Origin of the sequence: Streptomyces sp. DG1A-41, assembly GCF_037055355.1 — a bacterium.
Taxonomy (GTDB): domain Bacteria; phylum Actinomycetota; class Actinomycetes; order Streptomycetales; family Streptomycetaceae; genus Streptomyces.
In genome coordinates this window covers 801,589-815,963 of record NZ_CP146350.1, presented here as the reverse complement: position 1 = coordinate 815,963, position 14,375 = coordinate 801,589, and the positions used below count along the sequence as shown (strand labels likewise).

Below are 14,375 nucleotides of genomic sequence, written 5' to 3'. Positions count from 1 at the left end.
GATGACAGCGTTGTACTTCAAGTCGACTTGAGGTCAAGGCAATGACAGAGCTGGACATCGCCGAAGTGTCGCACCGCGCCGGGGTTCCGGCGTCGACCCTGCGCTACTACGAGGAGAAAGGGCTGATCTCCTCGACGGGCCGGCGAGGCCTGCGCCGCCAGTACGACCCCGGCGTACTGGAGCGGCTGGCGCTGATCGCGCTGGGGCGGACGGCGGGGTTCTCGCTCGACGAGATCGCGCAGATGTTCGCGCCGGACGGACAGCCGCGTATCGACCGGCAGATGCTGGCGGTCAAGGCGGACGAACTCGACCACCGGATCCGCGAACTGGGCGTACTGCGCGACTCCCTGCGCCATGCCGCCGCGTGCCCCGCGCCGAGCCACATGGAATGCCCCACCTTCCGCCGCCTCCTCGACGCCGCGGCGTCCGGCGGCGTCGCGGCCCCGGGAAGGCGCGTTCCCGGCAGGTAGGGGGCCGTCGGCGCTCTTGGGCCAATCGTGGTTCGTGCTTTGCCCGATTCCCGGTGTTCCGTGCCTAGCCTCGGCTGCGAACTTTGGGAGGCCGCAGTGCTGAAGACCGTGAAAGGGCAGGCAGCGGGTCTGACGAAAGACCAGCGCAACGCCTTCCTGGCCGCCTATCTCGGCTGGGCGATGGACGCGTTCGACTATTTCCTGGTCGTGCTCGTCTACAGCGAGATAGCCGACGATTTCCATGTCTCCCTGACCGACATGGCCTTCCTCACCACCGCGACACTGGTGATGCGGCCCGTCGGCGCGCTGCTGTTCGGCCTGTGGGCGGACCGCCGCGGCCGCCGCGTCCCGCTCATGGTCGATGTCGTCTTCTACTCGATCGTCGGATTCGCCTGCGCCTTCGCGCCGAACTACACCGTGCTGCTGGTGCTGCGCCTGCTGTACGGCATCGGCATGGGCGGTGAGTGGGGCCTGGGAGCGGCCCTGGCCATGGAGAAGATCCCGGCCTCCAGGCGCGGCTTCTGGTCGGGGCTGTTGCAGAGCGGCTACTCGCTGGGGTACCTGCTGGCCGCCGTGGCGTTCTTCGTCATCGAGCCCTTCTTCGGCTGGCGGGGACTGTTCGCCTTCAGCCTGCTGCCCGCCCTGGTCGCGCTGTGGGTGCGCAGCCGGGTCAAGGAGAGCGAGGTGTGGGAGAAGAGCGTCCGGCTCAACCGCACCCCCGCGCACCAGGTGTTCAAGGACCCGGCGGTACTGCGGCGCTTCGTCTACCTGGTCGCGCTGATGACCGCCTTCAACTGGATGTCGCACGGCACCCAGGACATCTACCCGACCTTCGTGAAGAAGGGCCTGGACCTGTCCGCGAACACCTCGATCGCGATCGCCGTGGTCTACAACATCGGCGCCATGATCGGCGGAGTGCTGCTCGGTGCGTACTCCGAGCGGCTGGGCCGCCGCCGGACGATCATGATCGCGGCGGCCGGGGGCCTGGTAGTGGTGCCGTTCTTCGTGCTGTCCACGACCGTCGGCTGGCTGATGCTGTCGTCCTTCCTGATGCAGGTGTGCGTACAGGGAGCCTGGGGCGTCATCCCGGCGCATCTCACCGAGATGAGTCCGGACGCCGTCCGGGGCTTCTACCCGGGCGTCACCTACCAGCTCGGCAACCTGATCGCCGCGCTCAACCTGCCGATCCAGGAGGCCCTCGCCGAGCGCCACGGGTATCCGTCGGCGATGGCGTGGACCATCGTGCCCACCCTGGCCGTGGTGATCCTGCTGAGCGCGATCGGCAAGGAGGCCAAGGGGGTCCGCTTCGGCAGCAACGGGCCACAGGCACCGAGCACGGCGACGACGGGCACGGCCCAGGCCTGACGGGCGGCGTGTGCCGTTTCACGCCGGGGCAGATCCCCCGCCTGCTGAGCACCCGGCGCCGCGCAAGCCCTCGGCGGGGCAGGCTTTCGGTGCCGCGCAGGTTCCCGCCGCCGGGTGAGTACCGAGTGCTGCGTAAGCCTCCGGTGTCGTACGAGCCCGGTGCCGCGCAGGTTCCCGCCGCGCAAGTCCCCAGCGCCGTGGTAAGCCCCCGCCGCCGCGCAACACTGAGCACCGTAGGGGCGGCCGGTGGTGGTCGTGTGCGGGTGAGCTGTGGCTGGTCGCGCAGTTCCCCGCGCCCCCAAGAAGCGCGTCCGGCGCAGGCCGGCCTCGCAGATGCCGAGTTCGGGACAGACGGCGACTGGTGGAAGCGTGAGTTCCCGGCCTGACCCGAGCACGCGCTCCTGGAGTGATCCCCATCCGACCGGGGCGCCCCGCGGCCGGCCTACCGGGAAACCACCCGGGCGAAGCACACCGACCCGGTCGACGCGATGGTCCGCATCCACACCAAGCAGACCGCCGCCGGGCTGCGGACCAACCGGGTCCTCGCCCCGCTCGTGAAGAAGGGCGACCTGGCCGTCGTCAGCGCCCACTACTCGCTCGACACCGGCCGGGTGGAAGTCCTCACCGGCGCGCCCTCCGCCTGACCCGGAGCCAACGACGACCGGGCGGGAAAAACGTTCCACGCCCGGTCACGTTATACTTGCGGCGCCCATGAAGGACACCGTCGTGCCTGGTCGCACGGCTGCGAAGCGAGGGGGTGGACGCCATTCCGGCACGCCCCGCCCGCATCCAGGACGTCGCGGCCGCCGCCGGCGTCTCGGTGTCCACGGTGTCGAACGTGCTCAACCGGCCCGAGCGCGTCAACGCACAGACCGCCGAGCGCGTCCGCGTCGCCGTCGCCGCGCTCGACTACGTCCCCCACCCGGGAGCCGCCGGCCTGCGCACCGGGCGCGCCTCGGCCATCGGCCTGGTGCTGCCCGACGTGACCAACTCCTTCTACGCGCGCATCGCCCGGGGCGCCGCGGACGCGGCCTACGACCACGGCTACTCCCTCGTCCTGTGCCACAGCGGGGACGCCCCGGAGCGGGAGCAGGGCTACTTCAGCATGCTCGTCGAGCAGCGGGCCGTCGGCGTCGTCGTCGTGCCGCTCAGCGCCGACCCGGGCCGGCTCGCCCGGCTCCGTGAGCGGGGCATCCCGCTCGTCCTGGCCGACCGCGCGATGCCCGACCGGGAGGGCTGTTCGGCCTCCGTCGACGACATCGCCGGCGGCCGGATCGCCGTACAGCACCTCCTCGACCGCGGGGCACGCGACGTCCTCGTCGTCAACGGCGAGCGCGGGATACGCCAGTGCGCCGACCGCTACCAGGGCGCCCGGCAGGCCGTGCGCAGCCGACGTGAGGCCCGGCTGGACCAGGTCGTCGCCGAGCGCATGACCGTCGCGTACGGCACGCAGATCGCGCACGACCTCGGGGAACTGCCCGACGGCATCTTCTGCACCAACGACTTCCTCGCGGCGGGCCTGTGCCGCGGACTGACCGACCGGGGCGTGCGCATCCCCGAGGACGTACAGGTGGTCGGCTACGGCGATCTCGACATCGCGAGCTTCGGCGCCACCACCCTCACGACGGTCCGGCAGCCGGTCGAGGACCTCGGCCGGGCGGCCGTGGAGATGCTCCTCGACGAGATCGAGGCCCGCGCGGACCACGTCCACGAGACCCGCGTCTTCGCCCCCGGCCTCGTCCTGCGCGACTCCACCCGACCGGCCGCCGGCGACTAGGGCCTGTCGTTTGGATCACGCCGCAGACGCGGGGTCTGGCACGCGCATCTGCCGCGTTGTCGTCGGTTGCCGACTCCCCCAAGCTCTCGACTCCGCTCGAGCAGGGGGGACCCCCATCGCGTCGACGCCCTCCTCCGCCTTGCAGCTGCACGCACCAGACCCCGCTCACCGGCATCGACCACCACCGTCAGTTTCCTGCGGCCTGATCCGAACGACAGGCCCTAGCCCCCGCCCTCCGGCCAGGGCGGGATCCGCAGCGTGATCGGTCCCCACAACCCCGACGACGCCTGGGAGTCGAAGGCCCAGGCCGTGGGCGTGGCCTCCGCGAGATACGGCGCCAGCGTGCCCCGGACGGTCACCTCCAGCCGGACGGTACGCCCGGCGGCACCGCGCAACGGGAAGCGGTACGGCGCGCAGAACGCCTCACCGGCCGGCTCCCCGTCGACCGACACCTCCACGCTGCCCCGCACCCGCCCGAGATCCAGCACGGGGTCGGGCCCCGAGGGCACCTCCAGCGCCCGCGCGTATGTCACGCCTCCGCTCCAACCGCCCAGCCCCAGCTCCCGCCAGTCCCCCAGGGGCAGCGGCGCCGGTACGGCACGCACGCGCACCGGCCCCCGCCAGGCGGAGCCGCCCCGCAGGACCGCCGTGGGTTCCGTGACCACCTCGACCGGCGTGGGCGCCGAGTGTGGTCGACGGAGCGTCAGCTGCTCGTCGTCCAGGGGCAGTTCCGGTCCGTCCCCGACGCGCACGCTCGCGCGGAGCGCCAGCGGCAGGTCGAGGGACACCGTTCCCGCCGGCACGGTGAACCGGAAGCGCTGCGGCGCCGCGTGGACGTCGTCGGTGGACCGCGACGGCCATACGGTGCCGCCGAGCACCGGCCGGCCGGTGAGCCACCCGGTGTCCGGCAGCGGGTGCGGCCGTACCACGGCGTGGCAGTGCTGCAACTCGCCCCGCCTGCGCTCGTCCTCGACGGTCCGCCCCGCCGGCCGCCCGACTCGGCCTCCCAGCCGGCGCCGCTGACCAGGGCCGTCACCCCGTCCCCGGAACGCACCACCAGGTCGACGAACACCGCGTCCCGGGCGTCGGCGCTGTCGGCCACGACCTCCAGGGTGTGCTCACCCGCCCCGAGCGCGGGTTCGTGCCGGAAGAACATCGGCACGGCGCCCCAGTCCGCCTCGTAGTACTCCACCTTCTCCTGCCGGGCCACGACGTCCCCGTCGAGCAGCACGGTGACCGCCGAGGCGGCACCGACGACGAGTACGGTCCGTGCGTCGTCGCCCGGCACCCGGAGCCGCGCCCGATAGGTGACGCGGCCGTCCGGCCGCACCCCGTCCGGTGGCCGCATGAACCGCGGACGCCGCCCGAGCCCGCCCGGCTCCGACAGACAGAAGAAGCTGCCCAGGGGCGTGTCGTCGGCGGCCGAGATCGTCGAGGGGCGGCTCTGGGCGTCGGACAGTTCGTACTCGAGCACGTTGCGGTCCCGGGCCACCGTGACCCGGGCGGAGGCCAGGTAGCCGCCGCCGCTCGGCTCCAGCGGCTCGCCGTTCCACCACACCCGCTTGACGCACTCCGCGCCGACGTGCAGTTCGGCGGGCCCCCGGTGGCCGGTCTCCACGATCGCCCGGACCCGGGCGGCCGTTCCGCCTCCCGGCACCGGCACGCGGACGAACTCCTCGTTCACCAGCCCCTTGAGGCCCAGCAGCCCGCCCGGGTCCGGGATGCCCCGGCTCGACGAGTGCACGGCGACGTCCCAGCCCGCGTCGGGTGGCACGAGGGGCAGTTCACCGGCCAGGATCCGCTCCACCGACGCGGTGTCCAGCGGCTCGGGCACCTGACCGAGCGGCACCGGCGGCAGGACGCGGACCCGGTTGCCGTACGTGACCCGGGTCCGCTCCCACGTCCCGCCCTCGGTCCACTCCATGCTCCAGATCTGCGGCTCGTCCACCGGCGAACCCGGAGGCAGGGCCAGATCGCCCCAGGTGTTGTCCATGGTGGGGACCAGCCGGCCGTGCCAGCCGGTCGAGACGTCGACCTCCTGGGCGGGCGTCTGCCGTTGAGGACGACGCGTGGCCGTCGGCCGGCCTTCGCGCCACACCACCAGAGCCGCGGGGGCGCCGTCCAGCGGCACGTCGATGGTCGAGACGCCGCCGTCGGCGGAGACGGTGACGTGCGCGGGGGAGCGGGAGCCGGTCGCCGGATTCCAGACCTCGGCCTCGGCGACCGCGGTCCGCACGGTGACGGACGTGGTGGCGAGGGCATCGCCCGACGGGGAGGCGCCGGTCCGCAGCGGATGCGCGCCGATCTCGGGGAAGGCCGCCGTGACCAGCGCCACCGCCTCGTTGCCCGTCCGCCTGACGAGCAACGGCACGTCGCCCGTGGCGTGACCGGCCGCGTCGGCCACGGCCGCCGCGCCGGACTCCGGGTCGCGCACCCGCTCCAGCCGGGGATGCGCCAGCAGGGCCGCCACCACCGAGTCGTCGCCCAACCGGCCGGCGGCCGTCGCCGGCGGACGGCCCACGACGACGACGCGGCCACCCGCGTCGAGCAGTTCGGTCAGCCGCCGTGCCGTCTCCTCCTCCAGCACGCTCGCCGACGGCAGCAGCACCGCGCGGTACGCCAGGTCCCTGATCCGCAGGGCGCCGTCGGCGGCCTTGGCGCGCTGCACCGAGTCGTCGTCGACGACGTCGAAGGAGACGCCGCGCCGGTCCAGGGCGCCGGGGTGCGGAGCGAGCCAGTTGTTCGTGCCGCACAGGTCCAGGTAGTGGCGCTGCGTCTGGTCGGCGTCGGCGTGGCCGTCGCCCAGCCGGCCGTCGCCGAAGTGCTGCACGGGCGCGTCCAGCGGGACGAGGGCCTGCATGGTCGCGGTCGGGTGCAGGACCGCCACGTCGGCCGCGTAGCTGCCCCAGGACATGATCGAGCAGATCCGGGCCACGGCCCGGGAGAACGCCGGGTACTGCCTCCAGTACGGCTGGCGCCAGTCGGTGGACGGCGGGGCCCACTCGAACCAGCCGCCCGCCGTTCCGAAGTAACTGGCGTGCGGGTTGTACAGGTTGGCGCCGCTGCGCAGGAACGGCAGCAGCCAGTGGTAGGTGTCCTCCAGCGTGCCGCCCCAGCCGGAGGAGTGGAACGCCTCGATCCACACGCGCTCGTGGCCGTAGAGGTGGGCCATGGAGGAGTGCACCTTGGCGTCGCCGTGGTGGTCGCTGCCCGCGGCGCCGTACCAGCGGTGGGTGCGGAAGTAGTCGGTGTAGATCTGCGTCGACTGGACCGGGTGTCCGGCACGGGCGGGGTGGCTCTGGTCGCTGCCCAGCAGCATCCCGCGCTCGCGGTGCCATGCGGCCAGCGGCCGGAAGAGGGCCTCTTCGGTGAGTTCCGCGCGGACCGCGTAGTAGTCGGCGCGGATCTTCGTCTTCGGCACGGTGGCGTCCGTGCCGAACAGGGCCGACAGGTGGTCGAGCAGGTCGTAGCCCCGCCGGGTGCGGAACTCGTCGGCGAAGCGGTGGCTCCAGGCGTTCGTGCCCGGCAGTTCGTCCTGGAAGCTGCCCGCGATGACGGTGCCCAGGTGCTCGGGCACACGGCGGTCGTACTCGTGGTGCACGGCGTCCATCAACAGGCCGACGGCGTGCGGGTCCAGGTAGTCGAACGCCGTCGGCACGGTGGTGACGAGCTGTACGCCGGTTCCGTCGGCGGCGGCGACGGCCAGGGTGCCCGGGCCGTCCATGGCAAGGTCCAGGCGCCTGCCGCGCGCGGTGTACGCGGCCAGTGGGGTCTCGGCATCCCGCAGGGCGACCGTGCCGCGGGAGACGGTGACCTCGCGGCAGCGCAGCGCACAGCCCCTGGCCTTGGGATGACGCCGTGTCACACCGCCCTGCACATTGGCGCCGGAGAACCCGATCTGGTCGTAGAACCACAGGCGGGTGCCCAACTCCGCGGCGATCTCGCAGGCGTCGGTGAAGCGAGCCCACCACTCCTCGCCGAACCACGCCGGATCGTCGGCCCGGGCGCCGAACGTCGGGCCGGCCGGGGCCAGGTTGATCACGACGAGGTTGTGGACACCGCCCTCGGCGAACGCCCGCATCTGCCAGGCGAGTCGCTCGCGGGTGACCTTCGCACCCGACCACCACCACAGGGGAGCGGGGCCGAAATCGCGGGGCGGATCATCGAACAGCTGCCGGAGCGCGGGGGAGATCACGGACGCGGTCCTTCCCCTAAAACGTTTTTAGGTCACCTTCACCGTAGGCGACCTCGAACGGTCATGCCATAACCGAGGACGGCACGGCGTGAGCCGACACGCGGCAGCCGATGTCTGCGCGACACCTTGTTGCAACGTTTTTCTCGCCCTATATTCGCTGCGACCAGGCCCCCGGAACCGCGATGTCACCAGACGACGGAGTCGCATCATGGCCGGTACCCGCCCCATCCCCAAACCGCTCTGGAAGGCCGCCGCCCTGTCGGGCATGGCCTCCTATCTCGACGCCGGGCTGATCGTCAGCATCTCCGTCAACCTGGCCATCTACCGCGACAGTTACGACATGGGCGTGTGGATGGCGGGTGCGATCAGCGCGATCGTCACCGGCTGCATCGCCGTCGGATCCCTCGTCGGCGGCCGGCTCGCCGACCTCTTCGGCCGCCGCCGCGTCTACAACTGGGACATCTTCTGCTTCGCCCTCGGGGCGATCGTCATCACGCTGGCGCCCGACGACATCACGCTGCTGATCGGCGTCCTCGTCGCGGGACTCGCGGCCGGCGCCGACCTGCCGACGTCCCTGGCCGTGGTCTCGGACGCCGCGCCCTCCTGGGCCCGGGGACGGCTCGTCGCCTTCACACAGGTCATGTGGATGCTGGGCATCGCCGTCGCCATCTTCCTCGGCTTCGTCCTGTCCACCACGGGCATGACCGGGGCCCGGCTCATCACCGGACAACTCGCCGTCGCCGCGCTCGTCACCTGGGCCCTGCGCTCCCGCCTGAAGCTGTCCGCCGAACAGGACACGAAGGAGGAGACGGCGGCCGCCCCCAGCCGCAGCTCCCTGAAGAACATCTGGACGCGCGCCGCGCTGCTGCCGATGACCGCGACGTTCGTCTTCTACGTCACCTGGGGCCTCGGGGCCAACACCTTCGGCCAGTTCGGCACCTATCTCCTCGTCACCGTCAGCGACGCCTCACAGAGCCTGGCCACCGGAATCAACCTGGCCTTCATCCCGATCGGCGTGCTGCTCACCTTCGCCTTCGTCCGCGTCGCCGACAGCCCCTGGCGGGACCGGCTGTTCCACGTGGCCGCCGTGGTGCAGATCCTCGCCTTCGTCATCGCGTCCCTGACCGCGGGCGCGCTCGTCGGCATGCTCGTCTTCTTCGTGCTCTACCAACTCTCCAACGCCTTCGCCGGAGAGGCGAACTACAAGGTGTGGTCGCAGCTCACGCTGCCCGCGGACACTCGCGGCACCACCCAGGGTTTCACCTACGCCCTCTCCCGGGGGGTCTTCGCGGTCGCCGCGTTCTTCACTCCCGCCCTGGCCGACTACAGCCCGTCCGTCCTGCTCTGGACGATCACCGCCTGCATGACGGTGGCCGCGTTCGCGGGCGTGTTCATCATCCGCGTCCTGGTCCCCCGTTCCACCGGCGCGGCGCAGGACAGAGCGGACCTGCGAGTCCCCAGCACCTGAGCCGCAGCAGACCCGACAAGGAGCACCGATCATGGCAACGACCGCGGACCGCACCGCCGGACGGGCCGCCGCCCTGCACGACCTGCTCCCGCCGGTCACACGGCGCCGCACCCGGATCGGACTGGTCGCCGGCGGACTCGGCACGTACTGGCCGCAGTTCCCCGGGCTCCTGCCGCAACTGAAGGAGTCTGCCGCCTACGTCGCCGAGCGCTTCCGGGGGATGGACGCCGAGGTGACCGACGCCGGGTTCGTCTCCGACGCCCGGGAAGGAGCGCGCGCCGCCGAGCAGTTGCGCAGGGCCGACTGCGACCTGATCGTGCTGTTCCTGACGACATACCTCACCTCGTCGATGGTGCTGCCCATCGCGCAGCGCTCGCACGCGCCGGTCATGGTCATCGATCTACAGCCGACCGAGAGGATGGACCACGCCTCCTTCGACACCGGGGCCTGGCTGGCCTACTGCGGGCAGTGCCCCGTCCCCGAGGTCGGCAACGTCTTCCGGCGCGCCGGTATCCCCTTCCGGTCGGTCTCGGGCTGGCTGCGGCAGGAGTCCGCCTGGCGGCGCATCGAACAGTGGATCCGGGCCGCGCACATCCGCGCCGCGCTCCGGCACGCCCGGCACGGCCTCATGGGACACGTGTACCCCGGCATGCTCGACGTGCAGACCGATCCGACGATGCTGTCCGCGACGTTCGGGTCGCATGTGGAGGTGCTGGAGTTCGACGACCTGCGGCACCGGGTGGAGCGCGTGACCGAGAAGGAGACCAGGGAGCGGATGGCACTCGCCCGGCAGGTCTTCACCCTCGACGACAGCGTGGTGGAGGAGGACTTCGCCTGGGGCGCGACCGTGTCGGTCGCCCTGGACCGGCTCGTGGCGGACTTCCAGCTCGACAGCCTCGCGTACTACCACCGGGGCCTGGACGGGGAGCTGCACGAGCGGCTCGGCGCCGGCATGATCCTGGGTGCCTCCCTGCTGACGGCCCGGGGCGTGCCGGCGGCCGGGGAGTACGAACTGCGCACCAGCGTCGCCCAGCTCGCCTCCCAGAGCGTCGGCGCCGGAGGCTCCTTCACCGAGATCCAGGCCCTCAACTTCGAGGACGGCGTCGTGGAGATGGGCCACGACGGACCCGCCCACCTCGCGGTCAGCGCCCGCGACCCCCTGTTGCGCGGGCTCGGCGTCTACCACGGCAAGCGCGGCTGGGGCGTGAGCGTCGAGTTCGACGTCCAGCACGGACCCGTCACCCTGCTCGGCCTCGGCCAGGACGCCGATGGCAGCCTGTCCTTCGTCACCTCCGAGGGCACCGTCGTACCGGGACCCCTGCTGGAGATCGGCAACACCACCAGCCGCGTCGACTTCGGCCGCGATCCCGGCGAATGGGTGGACGCGTGGAGCGCCACGGGGGTCGGCCACCACTGGTCCCTCGCGGTCGGCCACCACGCGGCCGACTTCAGGGCGGCGGCGAGCCTGCTGGGCATCGACCACCGGGACGTGTGACAGGGAGAGGGGTGCCGCCCCATCCGGAGATGGGTGTCGCCCCCGCCCGGGAGCGGGTGCGGGCATCGGCCTGGAACGGGTGCCGCGCCGTCCGGGAATTGGTGCGGACAACGCCCGGGAATGAATGCCGCCCCCGTCCGGAAATGGGTGCTGGCACCGATGGTCATGGGCCCTGCGCCCGTGTGAGGCTGGCAGCGTCGCCGAGGCTCGCGTCGGTTGTCACGGCCGCGGCCTCAGGTGGCGCCGAGACGCGCACGACGCCGTCCGACCCAGCCCCACGAAGGAGGAGCCCCTATCCATTCCCGCACGGTGAAACGATCCGCCCCCTGCGCGCCCGCGAAGGCGGTGACCCGTGGGACACGCTGACAGCCTCCTCGCCATGGGCGGTGCCTTCCTGGCCGCCGCCCTCCTCGCCCGCCTCGGCGGCAGAATCGGACTTCCGACGATCCCGCTGTTCATGCTCGCGGGCATCCTGCTCGGCCCGCACACCCCGGGCCTGGTCATAGTCGAGGACGCACACGACTTCGAGATGCTCTCCGCGCTCGGGCTGGTGCTGCTGCTGTTCTACCTGGGCCTCGAGTTCCACCTCGACGACCTCAAGAGCGGAGGCCGGCGCCTGCTGACCGCGGGCGGCATCTACCTGTTGCTCAACGTCGGCGCGGGGCTGGTCTTCGGGTTCGCCCTGGGCTGGGGCGTCCGCGAGGCGCTGGTGCTCGCCGGTGTCCTGGGGATCTCGTCGTCCGCCATCGTCACCAAGATCCTCATCGACCAAGGCCGCATCGGCCGCCCGGAGACCCGCCTCATCCTGGGCGTCATCGTGGTCGAGGACATCTTCCTGGCCCTCTACCTCGCCGCGCTCCAGCCGGTCATCAGCGGCGCCCAGGGCGTCGGCGACACGGTCCTCCAGAGCGCCAAGGCCTTCGGCTTCCTGCTGGTATTGGCCGCGGCCGCCCGCCACGGCACCAAGCTGGCCGGCCGTCTGATGGCGACCCGCGACAACGAACTGCTCGTCATCAGCTTCCTCGGCGCGGCCGTCCTCGTGGCGGGAGTCGCCGAGGTCCTCGGAGTCGCCGACGCCATCGGCGCCTTCATGGTCGGCCTGATCCTGGCCTGGCACGCCCTCAGGCCCGCGGATCCGGAAACTCGTGCATCCGCTGCGCGACGCCTTCGCGGCGATCTTCTTCTTCGCCTTCGGTCTCTCCATCGACCCCGGCGACATCGTGTCCGTCGTCGGACCGGTCACCGCGGCGGCGGCACTGACCGTCGTCATGAACGTCGCCGCGGGACTCCTCGTCGCCCGCGTGTACCGCTACGGCACCGAGCCCGCCGCCGAGATCGCCACCACCCTCGTGGCCCGCGGGGAGTTCGCGCTGATCCTGGGCGCCATGGCCGCCACCGCCGGACTCGACGCACGCCTGGCCCCGTTCATCGCCGCGTACGTGCTCGTCCTCGCGATCCTCGGCCCCATCGCCGCCGGCCGGGCCCACCTGCTCGCCCGCGCGCTCCGGGCCGGCCAGGGCCTCCTGTCCGGTCGCAGGGCCCCGTCGTACGACATCGAGCCCCAGGACGACAGCGCACCCTCCGCTCCTCAGCCCGAGCCAGCCGAGCGCTAGGCAGTCGGCCCCCGGGCGCTCCCAGGGCTCGATCAGCCCGACGCGGATGGCGAAACTGGTCAGCTCCAGACGGTCCTTCAGGCCGAGCTTCTGGAGCAGGTTGGCGCGGTGACGCTCCACCGGCTTGGGGCTGATGACCGGCAACTCGGCGATCATTGCGAGGTGTGGCCCTCGGCGACGAGCTTGAGGATCTCCTCCTCGCGGTCGGTGATGGGCCGGGAGGGCAGTGCGCGGCCGTCCCGGGCGCGCTCGAGACAGTCCCGGACGAGCGCGTCGACCCACCGGGGTACAGGAACGGCTCGCCCCGCATGGTGGCCCGGCACGCCTCGACCAGATCGCGGTCCGCGCCGGACTTCAGGACGTAGCCCGAGGCACCGGCACCGAGGGCCTCGAAGAAGAACTGCTCGTTGTCGTACATGGTCAGGACGAGAATCCGCGTCCCCGGGCAGCTCCGCCTCGGCGACCACGGTGAGGTCGGGTTCGGCGTCCAGGGTGAGCCGGACGCCGCGGCGCACCAGGGCGTCGTCGTCGGCGAGCACGATGCGCGTGGGGGAGGTGTCGGTCATGGTCGGCCGTTCCGGTCGGGATCACGTACGGGGACGGTCAGGCGCACTTCGGTGCTCTCGCCCGGGCCTGGGCCGAGGCCAAGGCCGGCGGCGAGGGACTCGAAGAGCGTCGTGTCGAACGCCGTGATCCGCTCGGCGGCCTCCGCCCGGCCACCGACCACCGGACACCGCCCCGGACGCAGCAGGCCGATCGATCTCGTGCGTGTTCTGGTACGCGACCGTGGCCGACGCCCGCCTCCTCGACACCGTCGTGATTTAGCGTGTGCGCTGTCCGGCCGCGCCGCCATCCGTGCCACCACCCGTCCTGGGACCGAACATCCGCCTTACGGCACGGCGTTCGTACGGGGCGGCCACCGGGAAGGATGAGGATGGGGCCTGATGGCGGACGTCGCTGGAGGGGGAGAAGCTGAGGCCCTGGTGAGACCGGTCGCGCCGCTGCGTCGGCGGGCTGTCTCCCTCCGCACCGTCACGCGGCCCGACACCCCAGGACTGGCCATGGCCTCGGCTGTGCCCTGCCTCGAAACGCTGTCGGGCCGGGAAGGAGAAGCCGTGCCCCAGTCCGAAGACGAACGTCTCGTCGACCTCGAATCACGACTCGAGCGGGAGGACCCCAGGTTCACCCGGGCCATGAGGTCCGGCCGCCCGGCCCGGCCCCGGGAGTACCGGCGTACCGGATCCTGGTGGGCGCTGGCCCTCGGCATGGCCGTGCTGGGCTCCGGCATCGCACTGGCACAAGGGCTGCTCATCGCGGCCGGGCTGGTCCTCGTCGGCATGGCGGCCCAACTGGTCGACCCGGACCCGAGCCGCCTGGGGCGTCAGAGGCAGAGGCGATGGTGACGCGCGCCGCGGACAGGCACTACGCCCCGGTTCACTTCCGCATCAGCACCTCGCGTTCCTCGCGCGGCGGAGTGCCCTCGGCCGCGTGGTCACGGCCCCAGGCGAGGAGGTCGCCGATCTCGGTGCCGCCGTCGGCGAGCCGCTGGAGGAGGGTGATGGAGAGCTCGTAGTCGGAGGGCAGCTAGATCCCTCCGGCGACGGCCGCATGTACAGCGACCTCGACGGTCGCCTCGGCCTTCGCCACCTCCACGGAGAACGCGGGCGGCAGATCGCCGCCCCCCGTGACCAGGACGAGCGCGGTGTCGAAGGCCATGGACGCCAGCCTCCGCACCCCGGACCGCACGGGCACGTCGCGCGCCTCGATCCGGATCACCTGGTCCCACGTCCCGAACCCGCCCCGGCCGGCCCCAGCGTCTCGACGCCGTCCTCGGACAGCCGCACCCCGGAGGCCGTCCGCCCGGGCTCGGCCCCCACGTACACCGAGTCCTCGCCGAACCAGAACAGGCCGACCATGGCCATGAGCGCCTCCCGCCGCTGGTCCGGAGGCAAGCGGACCCCGCCCCCGTGTCGCCGTAGGAGACGGCCGTAA

Annotated in this window: 11 protein-coding genes and 2 pseudogenes; 8 read left to right on the top strand and 5 right to left on the bottom strand. The window is 72.1% G+C overall.

Going from position 1 to position 14,375, the window contains the following annotated elements; translation table 11 throughout:
- Nucleotides 1-41 precede the first annotated feature (41 nt).
- The 4 genes from V8690_RS03845 to V8690_RS03830 all read left to right on the top strand — a co-directional run bounded on the left by V8690_RS03845 (nucleotide 42) and on the right by V8690_RS03830 (nucleotide 3,612).
- The gene (locus V8690_RS03845; protein WP_338775888.1) at nucleotides 42-470 is read left to right on the top strand and encodes a helix-turn-helix domain-containing protein; all 429 of its coding nucleotides are present in this window, start codon (nucleotides 42-44) and stop codon (nucleotides 468-470) included.
- Nucleotides 471-566: 96 nt separating this feature from the next.
- Nucleotides 567-1,835: an MFS transporter gene (locus V8690_RS03840; RefSeq protein ID WP_338775887.1), complete on the top strand. Its 1,269-nt coding sequence runs from the start codon at nucleotides 567-569 to the stop codon at nucleotides 1,833-1,835.
- 488 nt (nucleotides 1,836-2,323) lie between these two features.
- Complete coding sequence (locus V8690_RS03835; protein WP_338775886.1) at nucleotides 2,324-2,479, top strand: hypothetical protein; 156 nt, start codon at nucleotides 2,324-2,326, stop codon at nucleotides 2,477-2,479.
- A 113-nt stretch (nucleotides 2,480-2,592) separates the two neighbouring features.
- A complete protein-coding gene (locus V8690_RS03830) occupies nucleotides 2,593-3,612 on the top strand; it encodes a LacI family DNA-binding transcriptional regulator (RefSeq protein WP_338775885.1) in 1,020 nt (339 codons plus the stop codon).
- 221 nt (nucleotides 3,613-3,833) lie between these two features.
- On the opposite strand, the gene V8690_RS03825 is transcribed toward V8690_RS03830, so the two are convergent.
- Nucleotides 3,834-4,400, bottom strand: a complete 567-nt coding sequence (locus V8690_RS03825) for a hypothetical protein (protein ID WP_338775884.1) — start codon at nucleotides 4,398-4,400, stop codon at nucleotides 3,834-3,836.
- Nucleotides 4,316-7,807, bottom strand: a complete 3,492-nt coding sequence (locus tag V8690_RS03820) for a glycosyl hydrolase (protein WP_338775883.1) — start codon at nucleotides 7,805-7,807, stop codon at nucleotides 4,316-4,318. Before V8690_RS03820 ends, V8690_RS03825 begins: the two co-directional genes overlap by 85 nt.
- Nucleotides 7,808-8,015: 208 nt before the next feature.
- Between V8690_RS03820 and V8690_RS03815 the strand changes: the two genes are divergently transcribed.
- The 3 genes and pseudogenes from V8690_RS03815 (at nucleotide 8,016) to V8690_RS03805 (ending at nucleotide 12,383) form a co-directional block, all read left to right on the top strand.
- On the top strand, nucleotides 8,016-9,275 hold the full coding sequence (locus V8690_RS03815; protein ID WP_338775882.1) for an MFS transporter: 1,260 nt from the start codon (nucleotides 8,016-8,018) through the stop codon (nucleotides 9,273-9,275).
- 31 nt (nucleotides 9,276-9,306) lie between these two features.
- Nucleotides 9,307-10,770, top strand: a complete 1,464-nt coding sequence (locus V8690_RS03810) for an L-fucose/L-arabinose isomerase family protein (protein ID WP_338775881.1) — start codon at nucleotides 9,307-9,309, stop codon at nucleotides 10,768-10,770.
- Between the two features lie 352 nt (nucleotides 10,771-11,122).
- A pseudogene (locus tag V8690_RS03805) lies at nucleotides 11,123-12,383 on the top strand (cation:proton antiporter).
- A gap of 24 nt (nucleotides 12,384-12,407) precedes the next feature.
- Here the strand turns inward: V8690_RS03805 and V8690_RS03800 are convergent.
- A pseudogene (locus tag V8690_RS03800) lies at nucleotides 12,408-12,949 on the bottom strand (response regulator transcription factor); the annotation flags it as partial.
- A gap of 549 nt (nucleotides 12,950-13,498) precedes the next feature.
- On the opposite strand from V8690_RS03800, the gene V8690_RS03795 reads away from it, so the two are divergent.
- Nucleotides 13,499-13,786, top strand: a complete 288-nt coding sequence (locus tag V8690_RS03795; protein WP_338775880.1) for a DUF3040 domain-containing protein — start codon at nucleotides 13,499-13,501, stop codon at nucleotides 13,784-13,786.
- A 181-nt stretch (nucleotides 13,787-13,967) separates the two neighbouring features.
- Here V8690_RS03795 and V8690_RS03790 read toward each other — a convergent pair whose 3' ends face one another.
- Complete coding sequence (locus V8690_RS03790; protein WP_338775879.1) at nucleotides 13,968-14,159, bottom strand: hypothetical protein; 192 nt, start codon at nucleotides 14,157-14,159, stop codon at nucleotides 13,968-13,970.
- On the bottom strand, nucleotides 14,156-14,305 hold the full coding sequence (locus tag V8690_RS03785; RefSeq protein ID WP_338775878.1) for a hypothetical protein: 150 nt from the start codon (nucleotides 14,303-14,305) through the stop codon (nucleotides 14,156-14,158). Before V8690_RS03785 ends, V8690_RS03790 begins: the two co-directional genes overlap by 4 nt.
- Between the last annotated feature and the right edge of the window lie 70 nt (nucleotides 14,306-14,375).

Coding starts and splice junctions, on each gene's coding strand:
- V8690_RS03810 (WP_338775881.1), top strand. CDS start 9,307: ATGGCAACGACCGCGGACCGCACCGCCGGACGGGCCGCCGCCCTGCAC.
- V8690_RS03835 (WP_338775886.1), top strand. CDS start 2,324: ATGGTCCGCATCCACACCAAGCAGACCGCCGCCGGGCTGCGGACCAAC.
- V8690_RS03845 (WP_338775888.1), top strand. CDS start 42: ATGACAGAGCTGGACATCGCCGAAGTGTCGCACCGCGCCGGGGTTCCG.
- V8690_RS03785 (WP_338775878.1), bottom strand. CDS start 14,305: ATGGCCATGGTCGGCCTGTTCTGGTTCGGCGAGGACTCGGTGTACGTG.
- V8690_RS03815 (WP_338775882.1), top strand. CDS start 8,016: ATGGCCGGTACCCGCCCCATCCCCAAACCGCTCTGGAAGGCCGCCGCC.